13 protein-coding genes are annotated in these 13744 nt (G+C 65.2%); 9 read left to right on the forward strand and 4 right to left on the reverse strand.

The annotated features are described in order from the left end of the window. Window positions 1-200: 200 nt before the first annotated feature. Both QA649_RS24330 and QA649_RS24335 read left to right on the forward strand, forming a co-directional pair. A complete protein-coding gene (locus tag QA649_RS24330) occupies window positions 201-1382 on the forward strand; it encodes a bifunctional 2-C-methyl-D-erythritol 4-phosphate cytidylyltransferase/2-C-methyl-D-erythritol 2,4-cyclodiphosphate synthase (RefSeq protein WP_283019416.1) in 1182 nt (393 codons plus the stop codon). 3 nt (window positions 1383-1385) lie between these two features. Continuing rightward, a complete protein-coding gene (locus QA649_RS24335) occupies window positions 1386-1994 on the forward strand; it encodes a CinA family protein (protein ID WP_018641894.1) in 609 nt (202 codons plus the stop codon). 87 nt (window positions 1995-2081) lie between these two features. Here QA649_RS24335 and QA649_RS24340 read toward each other — a convergent pair whose 3' ends face one another. After that, window positions 2082-2261: a hypothetical protein gene (locus tag QA649_RS24340; protein ID WP_018641893.1), complete on the reverse strand. Its 180-nt coding sequence runs from the start codon at window positions 2259-2261 to the stop codon at window positions 2082-2084. A gap of 987 nt (window positions 2262-3248) precedes the next feature. Between QA649_RS24340 and QA649_RS24345 the strand changes: the two genes are divergently transcribed. Genes QA649_RS24345 through QA649_RS24370 form a run of 6 tightly spaced genes read left to right on the forward strand, consistent with a single transcriptional unit; the run spans window position 3249 to window position 8399 of the window. After that, window positions 3249-3956: a c-type cytochrome gene (locus tag QA649_RS24345; RefSeq protein WP_283019417.1), complete on the forward strand. Its 708-nt coding sequence runs from the start codon at window positions 3249-3251 to the stop codon at window positions 3954-3956. 11 nt (window positions 3957-3967) lie between these two features. Next, window positions 3968-5218: a cytochrome c gene (locus QA649_RS24350; RefSeq protein WP_283019418.1), complete on the forward strand. Its 1251-nt coding sequence runs from the start codon at window positions 3968-3970 to the stop codon at window positions 5216-5218. 8 nt (window positions 5219-5226) lie between these two features. Further along, window positions 5227-5403, forward strand: a complete 177-nt coding sequence (locus tag QA649_RS24355; RefSeq protein ID WP_198964245.1) for a hypothetical protein — start codon at window positions 5227-5229, stop codon at window positions 5401-5403. Then, entirely contained in the window at window positions 5400-5975 is a 576-nt protein-coding gene (locus tag QA649_RS24360; protein WP_283019419.1) for a cytochrome C oxidase subunit II, read from the forward strand. Before QA649_RS24355 ends, QA649_RS24360 begins: the two co-directional genes overlap by 4 nt. Beyond that, window positions 5962-7584: a b(o/a)3-type cytochrome-c oxidase subunit 1 gene (locus QA649_RS24365; protein WP_283019420.1), complete on the forward strand. Its 1623-nt coding sequence runs from the start codon at window positions 5962-5964 to the stop codon at window positions 7582-7584. The genes QA649_RS24360 and QA649_RS24365 overlap by 14 nt, the downstream gene beginning before the upstream one ends. Continuing rightward, window positions 7584-8399, forward strand: coding sequence for a c-type cytochrome (locus tag QA649_RS24370; RefSeq protein ID WP_283019421.1), 816 nt, complete (start codon window positions 7584-7586; stop codon window positions 8397-8399). Before QA649_RS24365 ends, QA649_RS24370 begins: the two co-directional genes overlap by 1 nt. A 129-nt stretch (window positions 8400-8528) precedes the next feature. Here the strand turns inward: QA649_RS24370 and QA649_RS24375 are convergent, their stop codons facing one another. Both QA649_RS24375 and lipA read right to left on the reverse strand, forming a co-directional pair. Then, a complete protein-coding gene (locus QA649_RS24375) occupies window positions 8529-9011 on the reverse strand; it encodes an SRPBCC family protein (protein WP_283019422.1) in 483 nt (160 codons plus the stop codon). A gap of 6 nt (window positions 9012-9017) precedes the next feature. Further along, entirely contained in the window at window positions 9018-9974 is a 957-nt protein-coding gene (lipA, locus tag QA649_RS24380; protein ID WP_283019423.1) for a lipoyl synthase, read from the reverse strand. 130 nt (window positions 9975-10104) lie between these two features. On the opposite strand from lipA, the gene QA649_RS24385 reads away from it, so the two are divergent. After that, a complete protein-coding gene (locus tag QA649_RS24385; RefSeq protein ID WP_283019424.1) occupies window positions 10105-10707 on the forward strand; it encodes a DNA-3-methyladenine glycosylase in 603 nt (200 codons plus the stop codon). An 89-nt stretch (window positions 10708-10796) separates the two neighbouring features. Here QA649_RS24385 and QA649_RS24390 read toward each other — a convergent pair whose 3' ends face one another. Beyond that, window positions 10797-13673, reverse strand: coding sequence for a valine--tRNA ligase (locus QA649_RS24390; protein WP_283019425.1), 2877 nt, complete (start codon window positions 13671-13673; stop codon window positions 10797-10799). Window positions 13674-13744 lie beyond the last annotated feature (71 nt).

A 13744-nucleotide genomic window follows, 5' to 3' on the forward strand; every position in this document is an offset into this window, starting at 1 on the left:
CCTATCTTGCGCACAATTCTTGTGCAGTCAAGCGTCATGCCTACAGTTTAGACAGTTCTGCAGATCTTTCAAGTGCAGTGCAGCAAAATGCTGTTTCCCACAATCCGGGGAAACCCCCTTTTTTTGCGGGCCTGCCGTGCTAGAGGCATGCCGGCAAATCACCCCCTGCTCTTTCATTAGCAACTGAGTATTTGAGTCCTATGGCGAAATCACAACGCACCGCTGTCGTCCTCGTGGCGGCCGGACGCGGCCTGCGCGCCGGCGCCGGCGGGCCCAAGCAATATCGCGAGATCGGCGGCGTGCCTGTGATCTATCGCGCCATGGAAGCCTTCAGCCGCCACGCTGATGTGTTTGCGGTGCAGCCGGTGGTGAACCCCGACGACAGCGCCATGTTCACGGCAGCTGTCGCGGGGTTGAAGCACGAGCCGCCGGCCGATGGCGGCGCCACCCGTCAGGCTTCGGTGCTCGCCGGTCTCGAGGCGCTGGCCAAGCACAAGCCGGACATCGTCCTGATCCATGACGCCGCGCGCCCGTTCGTCTCTGAAGGCGTGATCTCGCGCGCGATCGAGGCGGCAAGCCGCACCGGCGCTGCGATCCCCGTCGTTGCCGTCACCGATACCATCAAGCTCACCGGCGAGAGCGGCAATGTCGAGGACACGCCGGACCGGTCGCGCCTGCGGATCGCGCAGACGCCGCAATCCTTTCGTTTCGATGTCATCCTCGAGGCGCATCGTCGCGCCGCGAAGGACGGACGCTCCGATTTCACCGACGATGCCGCGATTGCCGAATGGGCGGGATTGACGGTTGCGACCTTTGAAGGCGATGTTGCCAATATGAAGCTCACCACTCCCGAGGATTTCGTGCGCGAGGAAGCGCGCCTGGCTGCCCAGCTCGGCGACATCAGGACCGGTACCGGCTACGACGTGCATGCCTTCGGCGAAGGCGACCATGTCATGATCTGCGGCGTGCGTGTGCCGCACAGCAAGGGTTTCCTGGCGCATTCCGACGGCGATGTCGGCCTGCATGCGCTGGTCGATGCCATTCTCGGCGCGCTCGCCGACGGCGACATCGGCTCGCACTTCCCGCCGAGCGACGCCAAGTGGAAGGGCGCCTCCTCCGACCAGTTCCTGAAATACGCCATCGAACGCGTCACGGCGCGCGGCGGCCGCGTTGCCAATCTCGAGGTCACCATGATCTGCGAGCGGCCGAAGATCGGCCCCTTGCGCGACGCCATGCGCGCGCGCATCGCCGAGATCTCCGGCGTCGACATCTCCCGCGTCGCGGTGAAGGCGACGACCAGCGAGCGGCTCGGCTTCACCGGCCGTGAGGAAGGCATCGCGGCCACCGCGAGCGCCACCATCCGCCTTCCCTGGAGCGCGTAAGCCATGGGCGGCAGCGACGCACGCGCCCTCTCCCGCTCGCTGCTGGATTTGTGCCGGATGCGCAAGCTGACGATCGCGACCGCGGAGTCCTGCACCGGCGGCCTGGTTGCCGGCGCACTGACCGACATCCCCGGCTCGTCCGACGTCATCGACCGCGGCTTCGTCACCTATTCCAATGACGCCAAGCGCGCGATGCTTGGCGTCGAAGCCGGCACGCTGACGAATTTCGGCGCGGTGAGCAAGGAGACCGCAACCGCGATGGCTATCGGCGCGCTCGAGCGTGCGGATGTCGATCTCGCCGTCGCCATCACCGGCATCGCCGGCCCCGGTGGCGCCACGCCGGGCAAGCCGGTCGGCCTCGTGCACTTTGCCGCTGCCGCGCGCGACGGCCGCATCATCCACCGCGAGCACCGTTTTGGCGCGATCGGCCGCAGTGCGGTGCGCGCGCGCTCGGTGGTCGAGGCGCTGCGCATGCTGATGGATCTCGCCCGCGGCCCGCAAGTCGCGGCCAAGCCGCAACGCACCGCCGCCAGCCGCCTGCGCCCGCGCGTCACCCGCTCGCCGCGCCGGCATGCGGTGAAGCGCCGGCCGCCACGCTCGCCAAGGGGCTGACGCCCCCTCGCTCGGGTGAGCGACTTGTCCGCCGAAGCTCAACGAGCGAAGGCGGAAGCCGGGACATCCGCTGCCCCGCATGTCCTGTCATTGCGCCGTTCGCTCGGTCCGATAAATGACGGGAAGCTTTTGCTCGATCGCCTTCGCGAGCACCGTTCCCGTGGTCCGTCCGAGCTCTTTCGCGATCGTCGTGATTGGCTTGGTGCCTGCGAGCTTCCTGAGCCGGTTGAGATCGTCCTCGCTCCACGATTGCTTCCAGCGCGCCATATCTCCAGTCCCACTCCACAAGCCCCCGCGCCCGACTCAGATTTTAGTTGAACATCCCATGAAATACAGCCCTTGCAGGTGTACCGCTCGCGGCAAGGGGTGTTCCGTCATTGCGCCGCCTTTTGGCACAAACTGCACTTGTCAGCTTCGGCCGCGCGAAGTCTTGATTTCGGATTGTGCGCCCGGCTCGCCGGTGTCCGCCCATATCTACAAGCCCTTGTGCTGCTGGTCGGGCAAAACACCCATCCGGCGGGTCAACCGCCGCGCGCGAAAATATTCCACTTTACCGAAATTCGGCTTTGGCGTATTCGTGCGTCACCTCATCCCGGTCAGAGGGGCGTATCGCGATCGTCACGAAACGTGGGGTGAGCGGCGGTGGACGTTCGTCACATCGGCGCGAGAAGGCATCGCGGGGCGGGCAACCGTGAGCGGACGCCATCGCGCACACGACCGGTGTGATTTGCGTACGGCAAAACCGTGTCGTCCTGGCGCCCGGGGTCTGAGCGCCAAGTCTTGCGGTGATGCGGCGGCCCGACCGGGCACGTGCATCAGCCATCGGCAAGGCGACGGGGGCAATAGTGCATCGCTCCCCGGGGAGAGCGCGGCATAAGCCGTCAAACCACTGCGCAGGGAAGGCCGTGTGTTGGGCTTCACCTGTATGCCGCTGTGCAGCCTCTTGTAGCGCAACCTTCGCACAGTGGACCGTGGGTGCCCGGCCGGCACCCGGCCTTCCCTGCGCCCTCTGACAAAGAGAGCGCGACACGACGAAGCAAAGCTCGGACGAAACGCGTCGCGAGATTAAAGCGTCATGCCTGCTTTCCAAAAAGCACGCAATTTTTGTCGAAAACGATCGGGATCATAAATGTGCAGGCGCGACCAAACGTCGTGACACGTGCCTGATCTTGCGCAGGAAAATATTGGCGCAATAATGCCGCCCTACTTTGTGATCCGGAATCAACCGGACCAGTCTTGTGGAGGGCGACGCAAGTGTTCGCTCGCACCGCGGCCTCGGCCGCCGTCATTGTCACTTTGGCCGCGTTTGATGGTGCGGCCGCACAAACGGCCAACCAGCCGCCGGATACGATGGCGGCGCGGGTGGAGGCCTGCACGCCCTGTCACGGCAACAAGGGCGAAGGCACCAGCGACGTCTATTTCCCGCGGCTCGCCGGCAAGCCCGCCGGCTATCTCTATAACCAGCTCCTCGCCTTCCGCAGCGGCCGGCGCAAATATCCGCCGATGAACTATCTCTTGGAGTTTTTGCCGGATCCCTATCTCGAAGCGATGGCGGAGTATTTCGCCAGCGAGCATCCGCCGCTGCCCCAGCCGGCGCCGAGTGAGGTCAGCAAGGACGTCTTGGCGCAGGGCGAATTGCTCGCGACCAGCGGCGATGCCGGTCGTAACATACCGGCGTGCGTGAGCTGTCACGGCCCGGGCCTCACGGGCATGCAGCCCGGCATCCCCGGCCTGCTTGGCCTCCGTGCCCCCTATATCAGCGCGCAGCTCGGAGCCTGGCGATACGGCACGCGCACGGCGAAGTCGCCCGACTGCATGCAGCTCGTCGCCGGACACCTGACGGAAGCAGATGTTACCGCCGTCGCAGCCTGGCTCGCGACGCGTCCCGCGCCTGCCAACCCGGCTCCCGTGCCGAAAGGCACCTACGCGCTGCCGTTCGGCTGCGGCAGCCAGCCCAACTGACGAGGCGGATGATGGGCTCGAAACTGTCGATCGCAATCCTCACCTTCGCCGCGCTCACGACGGTTGCGCAGGCGCAAGAAAAAACAGGCGACAAATCCAGCGACATCATCGCGCGCGGCGAATATCTCGCGCGCGCCGGCGACTGCACCGCCTGTCACACCGCGCCCGAAGGACGCCTGTTCGCCGGCGGTCGCGCCATGCCGACCCCGTTCGGCACGCTCTACACCTCCAACATCACGCCCGATCCGGAGACCGGGATCGGCAAGTGGAGCGCTGACGATTTCTACAAGACCATGCACAGCGGCCGCTACCCCGACGGCGGGCTGATCTATCCGGCGATGCCGTTCGCCTCCTACACCAAGGTCACGCGCGCCGACAGCGACGCGATCTTCGCCTATTTGCGCTCGATCCCGCCGGTGAATCAGAAGAACCGGCCGCACGACCTCCGCTTCCCCTATGACAACCGCCAGCTCATCCTCGGCTGGCGCACGCTGTTCTTCCGCGAGGGCGAGTTCAAGCCCGACCCGACCAAGTCGGCGGAATGGAATCGCGGCGCCTATCTGGTCGAAGGCCTCGGCCATTGCGGCATGTGCCATTCGCCGATCAACGCACTCGGCGGCACCTCGCAATCGGACGCCTTCAAGGGCGGCCTGATCCCGATGCAGAACTGGTACGCGCCGTCCCTCACCTCCAACCGCGAGGCGGGACTGGGTGACTGGAGCATCAAGGACATTACTGATCTGCTCCAGACCGGCGTTTCGGCGCGGGGCGTCGTCTACGGCCCGATGGCCGAGGTCGTGCACAACAGCCTGCAATATCTCAGCGACGAGGACACGCGCGCGATGGCGGTGTACCTCAAGGGCATCTCTGAACCCTCGCCGCCGCCGCCGGCAAGCTCGGCGTTGCCGACCACCGAGAGTAGCCTGCTGATCAGCCTCGGCAAGACCGTCTACGACAAGAACTGCGCGAGTTGTCACGGCACGCAGGGCGAAGGCAAGCCGCCGCACTGGCCGCCGCTCGCCAACAACCAGTCGATCGAGATGCAGTCGGCGGTCAACCCGATCCGCATGGTGCTCAATGGCGGCTATCCACCCGGCACCAAGGGCAACCCGATGCCCTACGGCATGCCGCCTTTCGCCGGCCTCCTCTCCGACAATGAGGTCGCCGCCGTTGTCTCCTACATCCGCACCGCCTGGGGCAATCGCGGTACGCCGGTCTCGGCGCGCGAGGCCAACGAGCTGCGCTCCGCACCGCTGAACTGAGATCCGTCATGATCAATTCCGATCCGCCGACCAGCCCAGCCGCCGCCGATCAGGCCGTCGAGGAGGTTGTGGCACAAGGTCCCTCCGGCGCGCTTCTGCTCGCCGGTATCGCCACCGCCTGCGTGGTCGCGATGTGGCTCGCCTTCTATCTGTTCGTCTTCCTGCCGCGCGGGCCGCTGCAATGAGCACTGAGGAAACCCATGGAAACGGCAGCGCCAGCGCCGAGGTCGCGGCCCGCGTCGAGCGGCGCTGGGCGACCATTGCCGTGATCATCATCGTGATGATGGCGCTGCTCGCGGCCTTCGCCGGCATCCACCGCGCGACCATGCCGCAGCCACGCGTCGAGACCACCGATCCCTCGCGGATTCATCTGTCCGGCGAATTCGTCGAGAGCAATCTCGGCAGCGTGCTGGAGGCCAACGGCAATGTCACCGTGCGCGCGATCGGCCAGCAATATTCCTTCACGCCGGCCTGCATCGTGGTGCCCGTGGACACGCCGATCACGCTGCGTGCCACCAGCGCCGACGTCGTGCACGGCATCCTGATCCAGGGCACCAACATCAATACCATGCTGGTGCCGGGCTACATCTCCGAGCAGCTGATGCGCTTTGCGAGGACCGGCGACTATCTGATGCCCTGCCAGGAGTTTTGTTCCTTCGGTCATGAGGGCATGTGGGGCAAGGTCAAGGTGATCGACAAGATCGAATTCGCGGGTCGTGCGAAAGGCGGCGGGAGGCTGAGCTGTGTTGGTCAATAGGAAGCTCATCCTCGCCCATTTCTGGCTCGCCTTCGCGGTGTTCGGCATCGCGCTGACGCTTGGCGCCTGGCAGATGTTCATCCGCAGTCCGATCGGGACCTGGCTGTCCAATCCCGAGCTCTACTACCGCTCGCTCACCGCCCACGGCACGGTGATGGGCTACGTCTTCCCGACGCTGGTCGCGATGGGTTTTGGCTATGCCATCAGCGAGTCCGCGCTGGAGCAGCGCCTGGTCGGCGTGCGCTGGGCCTGGACCGGCTTCTGGCTGATCGTCATCGGCAGCGTCATGGCGGTGATTCCGGTCGCGTTGGGGCGCGCCTCGGTGCTCTACACCTTCTATCCGCCGCTGATCGGCAACGTCTTCTACTATCTCGGCGTCGTGCTGGTCGTGGTCGGCTCCTGGATCTGGGTCGCGCTGATGTCGATCAATTTGCGCGTCTGGCGCAAGGCCCATCCCGGCGCGCCGGTGCCGCTCGCGATGTTCGCCAATGTCGCGGGTGCTTACCTCTGGGCCTGGACCGCCGTTGGCGCCGCGCTCGAGCTGCTGCTTCAGATCATTCCCGTCGCGGCGGGACTGAAGGCCACGATCGACGCTGGCCTCGCCCGCGTCTTCTTCTCCTGGACGCTGCACGCCATCGTCTATTTCTGGCTGATGCCGACCTACATCGCCTACTACACCATCGTGCCGCGGGCGATCGGCGGCCGCGTCTATTCCGACAGCATGGCGCGGATCTCGTTCATCCTGTTCCTGGTGGTGGCGATGCCGATCGGCATGCACCACACCTTTGCCGATCCGATGGTCGGCGCCGGCTTCAAGTTCATCCATTCGGCCTTCACCGCGCTGGTCGCGCTGCCGACGCTGCTGACGGTGTTCACGATCTGCGCCTCGGTCGAGATCGCGGCGCGGTTGCGTGGCGGGCGCGGAATGTTCGGCTGGATCAGGACCCTGCCCTGGGACAATCCGATGATGCTGGCGCTGGCCTTCTCCTTCGTCATGCTCGGCTTCGGCGGCGCCGGCGGCCTCATCAACATGGGCTATCAGCTCGATGCGTCGATCCACAACACGCAGTGGATCACCGGCCATTTCCACCTGATTTTCGGCGGCGCCATCGTGATCATGTATTTCGCGATCGCCTATGATCTGTGGCCGCATCTGACCGGGCGCGAGCTCATCGACCTCCGCCTGATCCGCACCCAGCTCTGGCTGTGGTTCATCGGCATGATCGTCACCACGTTCCCGTGGCACTGGGTCGGCATCCTCGGCATGCCGCGCCGCATGGCCTATTTCGACTTCGGCGATCCCGCGATCGCGCCGCAGGCGCTCTCGGTCACCTTCTCCGCGATCGGCGGCTTCATCCTGCTGGCCTCGGGCATCCTGTTCCTGGTCATCCTCGCCCGCGGCATGCGCGCACCTCAGGCCGAGGCCGGACCCTATCGCTTTGCGCTGGCCGTGCACCAGCCCGCGACCGTGCCGATCGCGCTGAACACCCACGCGCTCTGGGTGGCGCTGATGATCGCGCTCACCCTCACCAACTACGGCTACCCGATCCTGACGCTGGCGATGACCGAGGGCACGTCGGTGCCGGCCGTCTATGTGGGAGCGCAGTGATGAGCGCGCGCGACCTCTTCACCTTCAGCAATCCGCATTTCACACGCGGCGTCGGCATTACCGTTGCGATTCTGATCGTGACGGCGATTGTGGGCTTCATCGTGCTACCCTTCGCCCAGCCCTGGGTCCAGTTCGCCAACGTCTGGGACGCGATCTGCAGCGCTGCCGGTGTGCCCCAGCGCGCGGCGAACGTCACGGCGCCTGAACAGGCAAAGCGCCTGTCGGAGGTCGTGCTCACGTCAAAAACGCTGTCGCGCCCGAGCCAGGAGGCGATCGGCCGCGGCGCGACGCTGGCGCAGCGCTGTGCCATCTGCCACGGCCCGACTGGCATCAGCCGCGCGGATTCGCCAAACCTCGCTGGCCAGTACGCGGCCGTGATCTACAAGGAGCTGCACGATTTCCGCTCCGGTGCTCGCACCAATGCCGTGATGTCGCCGTTCGCCGTCAATCTGACCGATCAGGAGATCGCCGATCTCTCGCTCTACTACGCCTACCTGCCGCGGCTGCCCGCCTATCACCCGACGCCGCAGCTTCCCAAACCCAACATCGTCATCTACGGCGCCCCGATGCGCGGCATCGCGCCCTGCGGCTCCTGTCACGGCAGTCTCGACAACAAGACCGGCAGCCCGTGGCTGGAAGGCCAGTCCGAGGCCTATATGAAGGCGCAGCTCCAGGCCTTCGCATCCGGCGAGCGCCGCAACGACATCAGCCAGCAGATGCGCAACATCGCCCGCGCAATGACGCCGCAGGAGATCGAGCAGGCCGCGGCGTATTACGCCTCGCAGCCGCCTGATGTGGTGAAGGCAGTGGATTGAAGTAATTGGCTCGCCTGCAGCCACATCGTCATTGCGAGCGTAGCGAAGCAATCCAGAATCCCTCCGCGGAAAGACTCTGGATTGCTTCGTCGCTTCGCTCCTCGCAATGACGGTGAAGAGGGTAACGCTCTACGTCGGCGCCAGCTTCGGCCGCCCGTAGATCGCATCCGCCCGCTTCTCGAACGCGGCCGAGAACCGCGCGAAGGCCGCATCGAACATCGAGCCCATCAGCATCGCCAGCATGCGGCTCCTGAACTCGTAGGCGAGGAAGAAACCGACGTCGCAGACGCCCTCACCCCCCTCTTGGCCTTTGGGCTCGAACGTCCAGCGATTTTCGAGCTTACTGAACGGACCTTGCAGATATTCGACGAGGATTTTCAAATTGGCGCGGTCGAGCGTCACGCGGCTGGTGAAGGATTCCTTGACCAGCTTGAACGACACCGTCATGTCCGCGATCAGCACCTCGGTGCCGTCGGGCTTCGCCATGCGCTGGCGCACCTTCAGTGCGCTGCACAGGGGCACGAATTCCGGGTAGCGCTCGACGTCGGCGACCAGATCAAACATCTCGGATGCGCTGTGATTGACACGGCGCTTGCTCGAAAATTTGGGCATATCGGTTCAGCGGGCGCTAGCTGCCCGCGCGGCCTTCAGTCTCGCAAAATCCTCGCCGGCATGATGCGAGGAACGGGTGAGCGGGCTCGCCGACACCATCAGGAAGCCCTTGGTGTAGGCGATCTTCTCATAGGACGAAAACTCGTCCGGCGGCACGTAGCGCATCACCGCGTGATGCTTGCGGGTCGGCTGCAGATATTGCCCGATCGTCAGGAAGTCGACGTCGGCCGAGCGCAGATCGTCCATCACCTGCTGCACCTCGTGGCGCTCCTCGCCGAGGCCGACCATGATGCCGGACTTGGTGAAGATGGTGGGATCGAGCTCCTTGACCCGTTGCAGCAGCCGGATCGAATGGAAGTAGCGCGCGCCGGGCCGCACCGTGAGATAGCGCGACGGCACGGTCTCGAGATTGTGGTTGAACACGTCGGGCCTCGCCGCGACAACAACCTCGAGCGCGCCATCCTTGCGCAGGAAGTCCGGCGTCAGAATCTCGATCGTGGTCGAGGGGCACGCGGCGCGGATCGCTCGGATGGTCTGGGCAAAATGCTCGGCGCCGCCGTCAGTGAGGTCGTCACGGTCGACCGAGGTGATGACGACGTGGGCGAGACCGAGCTTGGCCACGGCCTCCGCGACGTTCCGCGGCTCGGAAGCATCCAGCGCGTTGGGCAGGCCGGTCTTGACGTTGCAGAAGGCGCAGGCCCGGGTGCAGGTGTCACCCATGATCATGAAGGTCGCGTGCTTCTTGTCCCAGCACTCGCCGATGTTCGGGCAGCCCGCCTCCTCGCACACCGTGTGCAGGCCGTTGGCGCGCACGATGTTGCGGGTGTCGGCATAGCCGCGGGTATTGGGCGCGCGTACGCGGATCCAGTCCGGCTTCGGCGGCGAAGCGGAATCAGGACGATTCACCTTTTCAGGGTGGCGCGGGCGCAGCGGGTTCGAGATGGTATCGACAATAACGACCATAGGGTATCCGGTCTGTTCAGGTCCTACCTAGTCGGTCTGGCCCGGCATCGCAACCCGGCTCGCACCACTTCAGGGAACATGGCAGATATGGGCAATATCCTGCTCTGTTCTCAGGCGATTCTCACCTCGAATGGCTCCAGTCTCGAAACCTTCCACACCTCGGCTTGGCAAGGCCCTGAAGCGTGCCTTTTTCGCGCGCAACGTCCGCGAGGTCGCCCACGACCTGATCGGTGCGACCATGCTGGTCGACGGCGTCGGCGGGATCATCGTCGAGGTCGAGGCCTATCATCATACCGAGCCGGCGGCGCACTCCTATAATGGCCCGACGCCGCGGAACCAGGTGATGTTCGGGCCGCCCGGCTATGCCTATGTCTACCGTTCCTACGGCATCCACTGGTGCGTGAACTTCGTCTGCGAGGAGGAGGGCTCGGCCAGCGCCGTCCTGATCCGCGCACTGGAGCCGACACATGGCTTGGCTGCGATGCGCCGCCGCCGCCATCTCCAGGACCTACACGCGCTGTGCTCGGGCCCGGGCAAGCTGACCGAGGCGCTCGGCATCACCATCGCGCACAACACGCTGCCCCTGGACCGGCCGCCGATCGCGCTGCATGCGCGGACGGAGGATTTGGAGGTCGCAACAGGCATCCGGATCGGCATTACCAAGGCCGTCGAGCTGCCCTGGCGCTATGGCGTCAGGGGCTCGAAGTTTCTCAGCAAGCCGTTTCCGAAGTAGTTGTCGTTCCGGGGCGCGTCGAAGACGCGAACCCGGAACCTCGAGATTCCGGATTCGATGCTGCGCATCGCTCCGGAATGACGCTGGGGTCACGAAGCCTGCTTCAGCCGCTCCAGCGCCTCCAGCAGCTTGGCCTTGCGGGCCAGCGCCGCCTCGCGCTTCTCGCGCTCCTCCTCGACGACCTCCTCGGCCGCGTTGGCGACGAACTTTTCGTTCGCCAGCTTGGATTCGGCGCGCTTGATGTCGGCGTCGGCCTTGCCGATCTCCTTGTCGAGGCGCGTGCGCTCGGCGGCAACGTCGATCACGCCCTTGAGCGGCAGCGCGGCCACTTCGCCGCGCACCAGGAGCTGAACGGCACCGTCGGGGGCACGGTCGGCGAAGGAGATGTCGGACAGCCGCGCCATGCGCTTGATGACGTCGGTCCAGCGCGGCGCGCGCTCCTTCGTTTCAGCCGAGGCGCCCGCGAGCACCAGCGCCGTCAGCGTCGCCGGCGCGATGTTCATCTCGGCGCGCACGGAGCGGATTTGCGTGACCAGGTCGATGACCCAGCCGATCTCGGCTTCCGCCTTGGGATCGGTGAAGTCGGCATGGTCGAAGATCGGCAAGACCAGGGCCGGCGAGATCAGCGGATCGGTCGGGCCGGCCGCCGCAGCGAGCATCGCGAGCTGCTCCGGCGTCGGTTCGGACGGCTTCAGCGGCCACGGCGCCAGCGCGAGCAAGCCGTCGCGCTTGGCCGTCACCTCCCACAGCTCTTCGGTGATGAAGGGCATGAAGGGGTGCAGCAGCTTCAGGATCTCGTCGCGTGCCCAGGCCACCATGGCGCGGGTTTCGTCCTTGGCGGGGCTGTCCGGGCCGAGCAGCACGGGCTTGGCGAGCTCGACATACCAGTCGCAATAGACGTTCCAGACGAAGCGGTAGATCGCACCGGCGGCATCGTTGAAGCGATAGGCCTCGATCGCCTCGGTCACCTCGCGCGTGGTGTGCGCGCTCTCATGCGCGATCCAGCGGTTCAGCGTCTCCTTCGCCTTGGCCGGCTCGAAGCCGTCGGGCTCGGCGCAATGGTTCATCTCGGCAAAGCGGGACGCGTTCCAGAGCTTGGTCGCGAAGTTGCGGTAGCCCTCGACGCGGCTGGTTGCGAGCTTGATGTCGCGGCCCTGCGCCGCCATCGCGGCCAGCGTGAAGCGCAGCGCGTCCGCGCCATATTCGTCGATCAGGTTGAGCGGATCGATGACGTTGCCCTTCGACTTCGACATCTTGGCGCCCTTCTCGTCGCGGACGAGGGCGTGGATGTAGATCGTCGAGAACGGGATCTCCTTCATGAAGTGCATGCCCATCATCATCATGCGGGCAACCCAGAAGAAGATGATGTCGAAGCCGGTGACCAGCGCATTGGTCGGGTAATAGCGCTGCACCTCGGGCGTATCGTCGGGCCAGCCGAGCGTCGAGAACGGCCATAGCGCCGAGGAGAACCAGGTGTCGAGCACGTCCTCGTCACGCGTGATGAAGCCTTCGCGCTTGTTGCGGTCGAGCGCCATCTCGCGGCCCTGCTCGACCGTGATGACCTCCTGCTCGACGTAATAGCCGAGCGCGTGGCTGATCGCCTCTTCCTCGGTTTCGGCGACGAACACCTTGCCGTCGGGCCCATACCAGGCCGGGATCTGATGGCCCCACCACAGCTGGCGCGAGATGCACCAAGGCTGGATGTTTTCCATCCACTCGAAATAAGTCTTCTCCCAGTTCTTCGGCACGAAGGTCGTTTCGCCCGAGCGCACCGCCGCGATCGCCGGTTTTGCCAGCGTCTTCGCGTCGACATACCACTGGTCAGTCAGGTATGGCTCGATCACGCTGTTGGAGCGGTCGCCATGCGGCACCATGTGGGTGTGAGGCTCGATCCGCTCGACGAAGCCGAACGACTCCAAACGCTCGACAATGCGCTTGCGCGCCGCGAAGCGATCGACCTTGTTGAACTCCTCGGCGAATTGCGCGGCGCCTTCCGGCAGGTCGCGCAGGTAATCCTCGTTGTCGAGGAGATCGAGGCAGCCTTCCTTGTCGAGCACGCTGATGCGGCGCAGGCCGTGGCGATTGCCGACCTCGAAATCGTTGAAGTCGTGCGCCGGCGTCACCTTGACCGCGCCCGAGCCCTTCTCGGGATCGGAATATTCGTCGGCGACGATTTTGATCTTGCGGCCGACCAGCGGCAGGATCACGTTCTTGCCGATCAGCTTCTGGTAGCGCTCGTCCTCGGGGTGCACGGCAACGCCGGTGTCGCCGAGCATGGTCTCAGGACGCGTGGTGGCGACCACGATGAAGGTCGTGGGATCCTCGGGGCTGAAGGTCTTGCCCTCGATCGGATAGCGCAGATACCAGAGGCTACCCTTGACCTCGGTCTGCTGCACTTCGAGATCGGAGATCGCGGTCAGGAGCTTGGTGTCCCAGTTCACCAGCCGCTTGTCCTTGTAGATCAATCCGTCGCGATGCAGCTCGACGAACACCTTCACGACGGCCTTCGACAGGCCCTCGTCCATGGTGAAGCGCTCGCGCGACCAGTCGCAGGACGCACCGAGCCGCTTGAGCTGGTTGATGATGGTGTCGCCGCTCTCGGCCTTCCACTGCCAGACCCGCTCGAGAAACTTCTCGCGGCCCATCTCGCGGCGGCCGGGCTGCTGGCGCTCCATCAGCTGCCGCTCGACCACCATCTGGGTGGCGATGCCGGCATGGTCGGTGCCGGGCTGCCACAGCACGTCGCGGCCGCGCATGCGCTCGAACCGGCACAGGATGTCCTGGAGCGTGTTGTTGAGGGCGTGGCCCATGTGCAGCGAGCCCGTCACGTTCGGCGGCGGGATCACGATGGTGAAGGGCACCGCGTCGCGGCGGTCGGGACGGCCGGCCTTGAAGGCAAGGCTGTCCTCCCACACGACGGACATGCGGGCTTCGATATCGGCGGGCTGGTAATTTTTCTCGATCATGGGCTGCTAGAAAGCCGCGCACGGGGGGCAAGTCAACGAAAAGGTCAACGGAAACGGTCAGCGAAAGCCGC

The sequence above is a fragment of the Bradyrhizobium sp. CB1717 genome (assembly GCF_029714325.1).
Lineage (GTDB): Bacteria > Pseudomonadota > Alphaproteobacteria > Rhizobiales > Xanthobacteraceae > Bradyrhizobium.

What these genes read in the sequence shown, in the direction of transcription:
- QA649_RS24330 (WP_283019416.1), top strand. Translation starts at nt 201, where the DNA reads ATGGCGAAATCACAACGCACCGCTGTCGTCCTCGTGGCGGCCGGACGC.
- QA649_RS24335 (WP_018641894.1), top strand. Translation starts at nt 1,386, where the DNA reads ATGGGCGGCAGCGACGCACGCGCCCTCTCCCGCTCGCTGCTGGATTTG.
- QA649_RS24340 (WP_018641893.1), bottom strand. Translation starts at nt 2,261, where the DNA reads ATGGCGCGCTGGAAGCAATCGTGGAGCGAGGACGATCTCAACCGGCTC.
- QA649_RS24350 (WP_283019418.1), top strand. Translation starts at nt 3,968, where the DNA reads ATGGGCTCGAAACTGTCGATCGCAATCCTCACCTTCGCCGCGCTCACG.
- QA649_RS24355 (WP_198964245.1), top strand. Translation starts at nt 5,227, where the DNA reads ATGATCAATTCCGATCCGCCGACCAGCCCAGCCGCCGCCGATCAGGCC.
- QA649_RS24360 (WP_283019419.1), top strand. Translation starts at nt 5,400, where the DNA reads ATGAGCACTGAGGAAACCCATGGAAACGGCAGCGCCAGCGCCGAGGTC.
- QA649_RS24370 (WP_283019421.1), top strand. Translation starts at nt 7,584, where the DNA reads ATGAGCGCGCGCGACCTCTTCACCTTCAGCAATCCGCATTTCACACGC.
- QA649_RS24375 (WP_283019422.1), bottom strand. Translation starts at nt 9,011, where the DNA reads ATGCCCAAATTTTCGAGCAAGCGCCGTGTCAATCACAGCGCATCCGAG.
- lipA (WP_283019423.1), bottom strand. Translation starts at nt 9,974, where the DNA reads ATGGTCGTTATTGTCGATACCATCTCGAACCCGCTGCGCCCGCGCCAC.
- QA649_RS24385 (WP_283019424.1), top strand. Translation starts at nt 10,105, where the DNA reads ATGGCTCCAGTCTCGAAACCTTCCACACCTCGGCTTGGCAAGGCCCTG.
- QA649_RS24390 (WP_283019425.1), bottom strand. Translation starts at nt 13,673, where the DNA reads ATGATCGAGAAAAATTACCAGCCCGCCGATATCGAAGCCCGCATGTCC.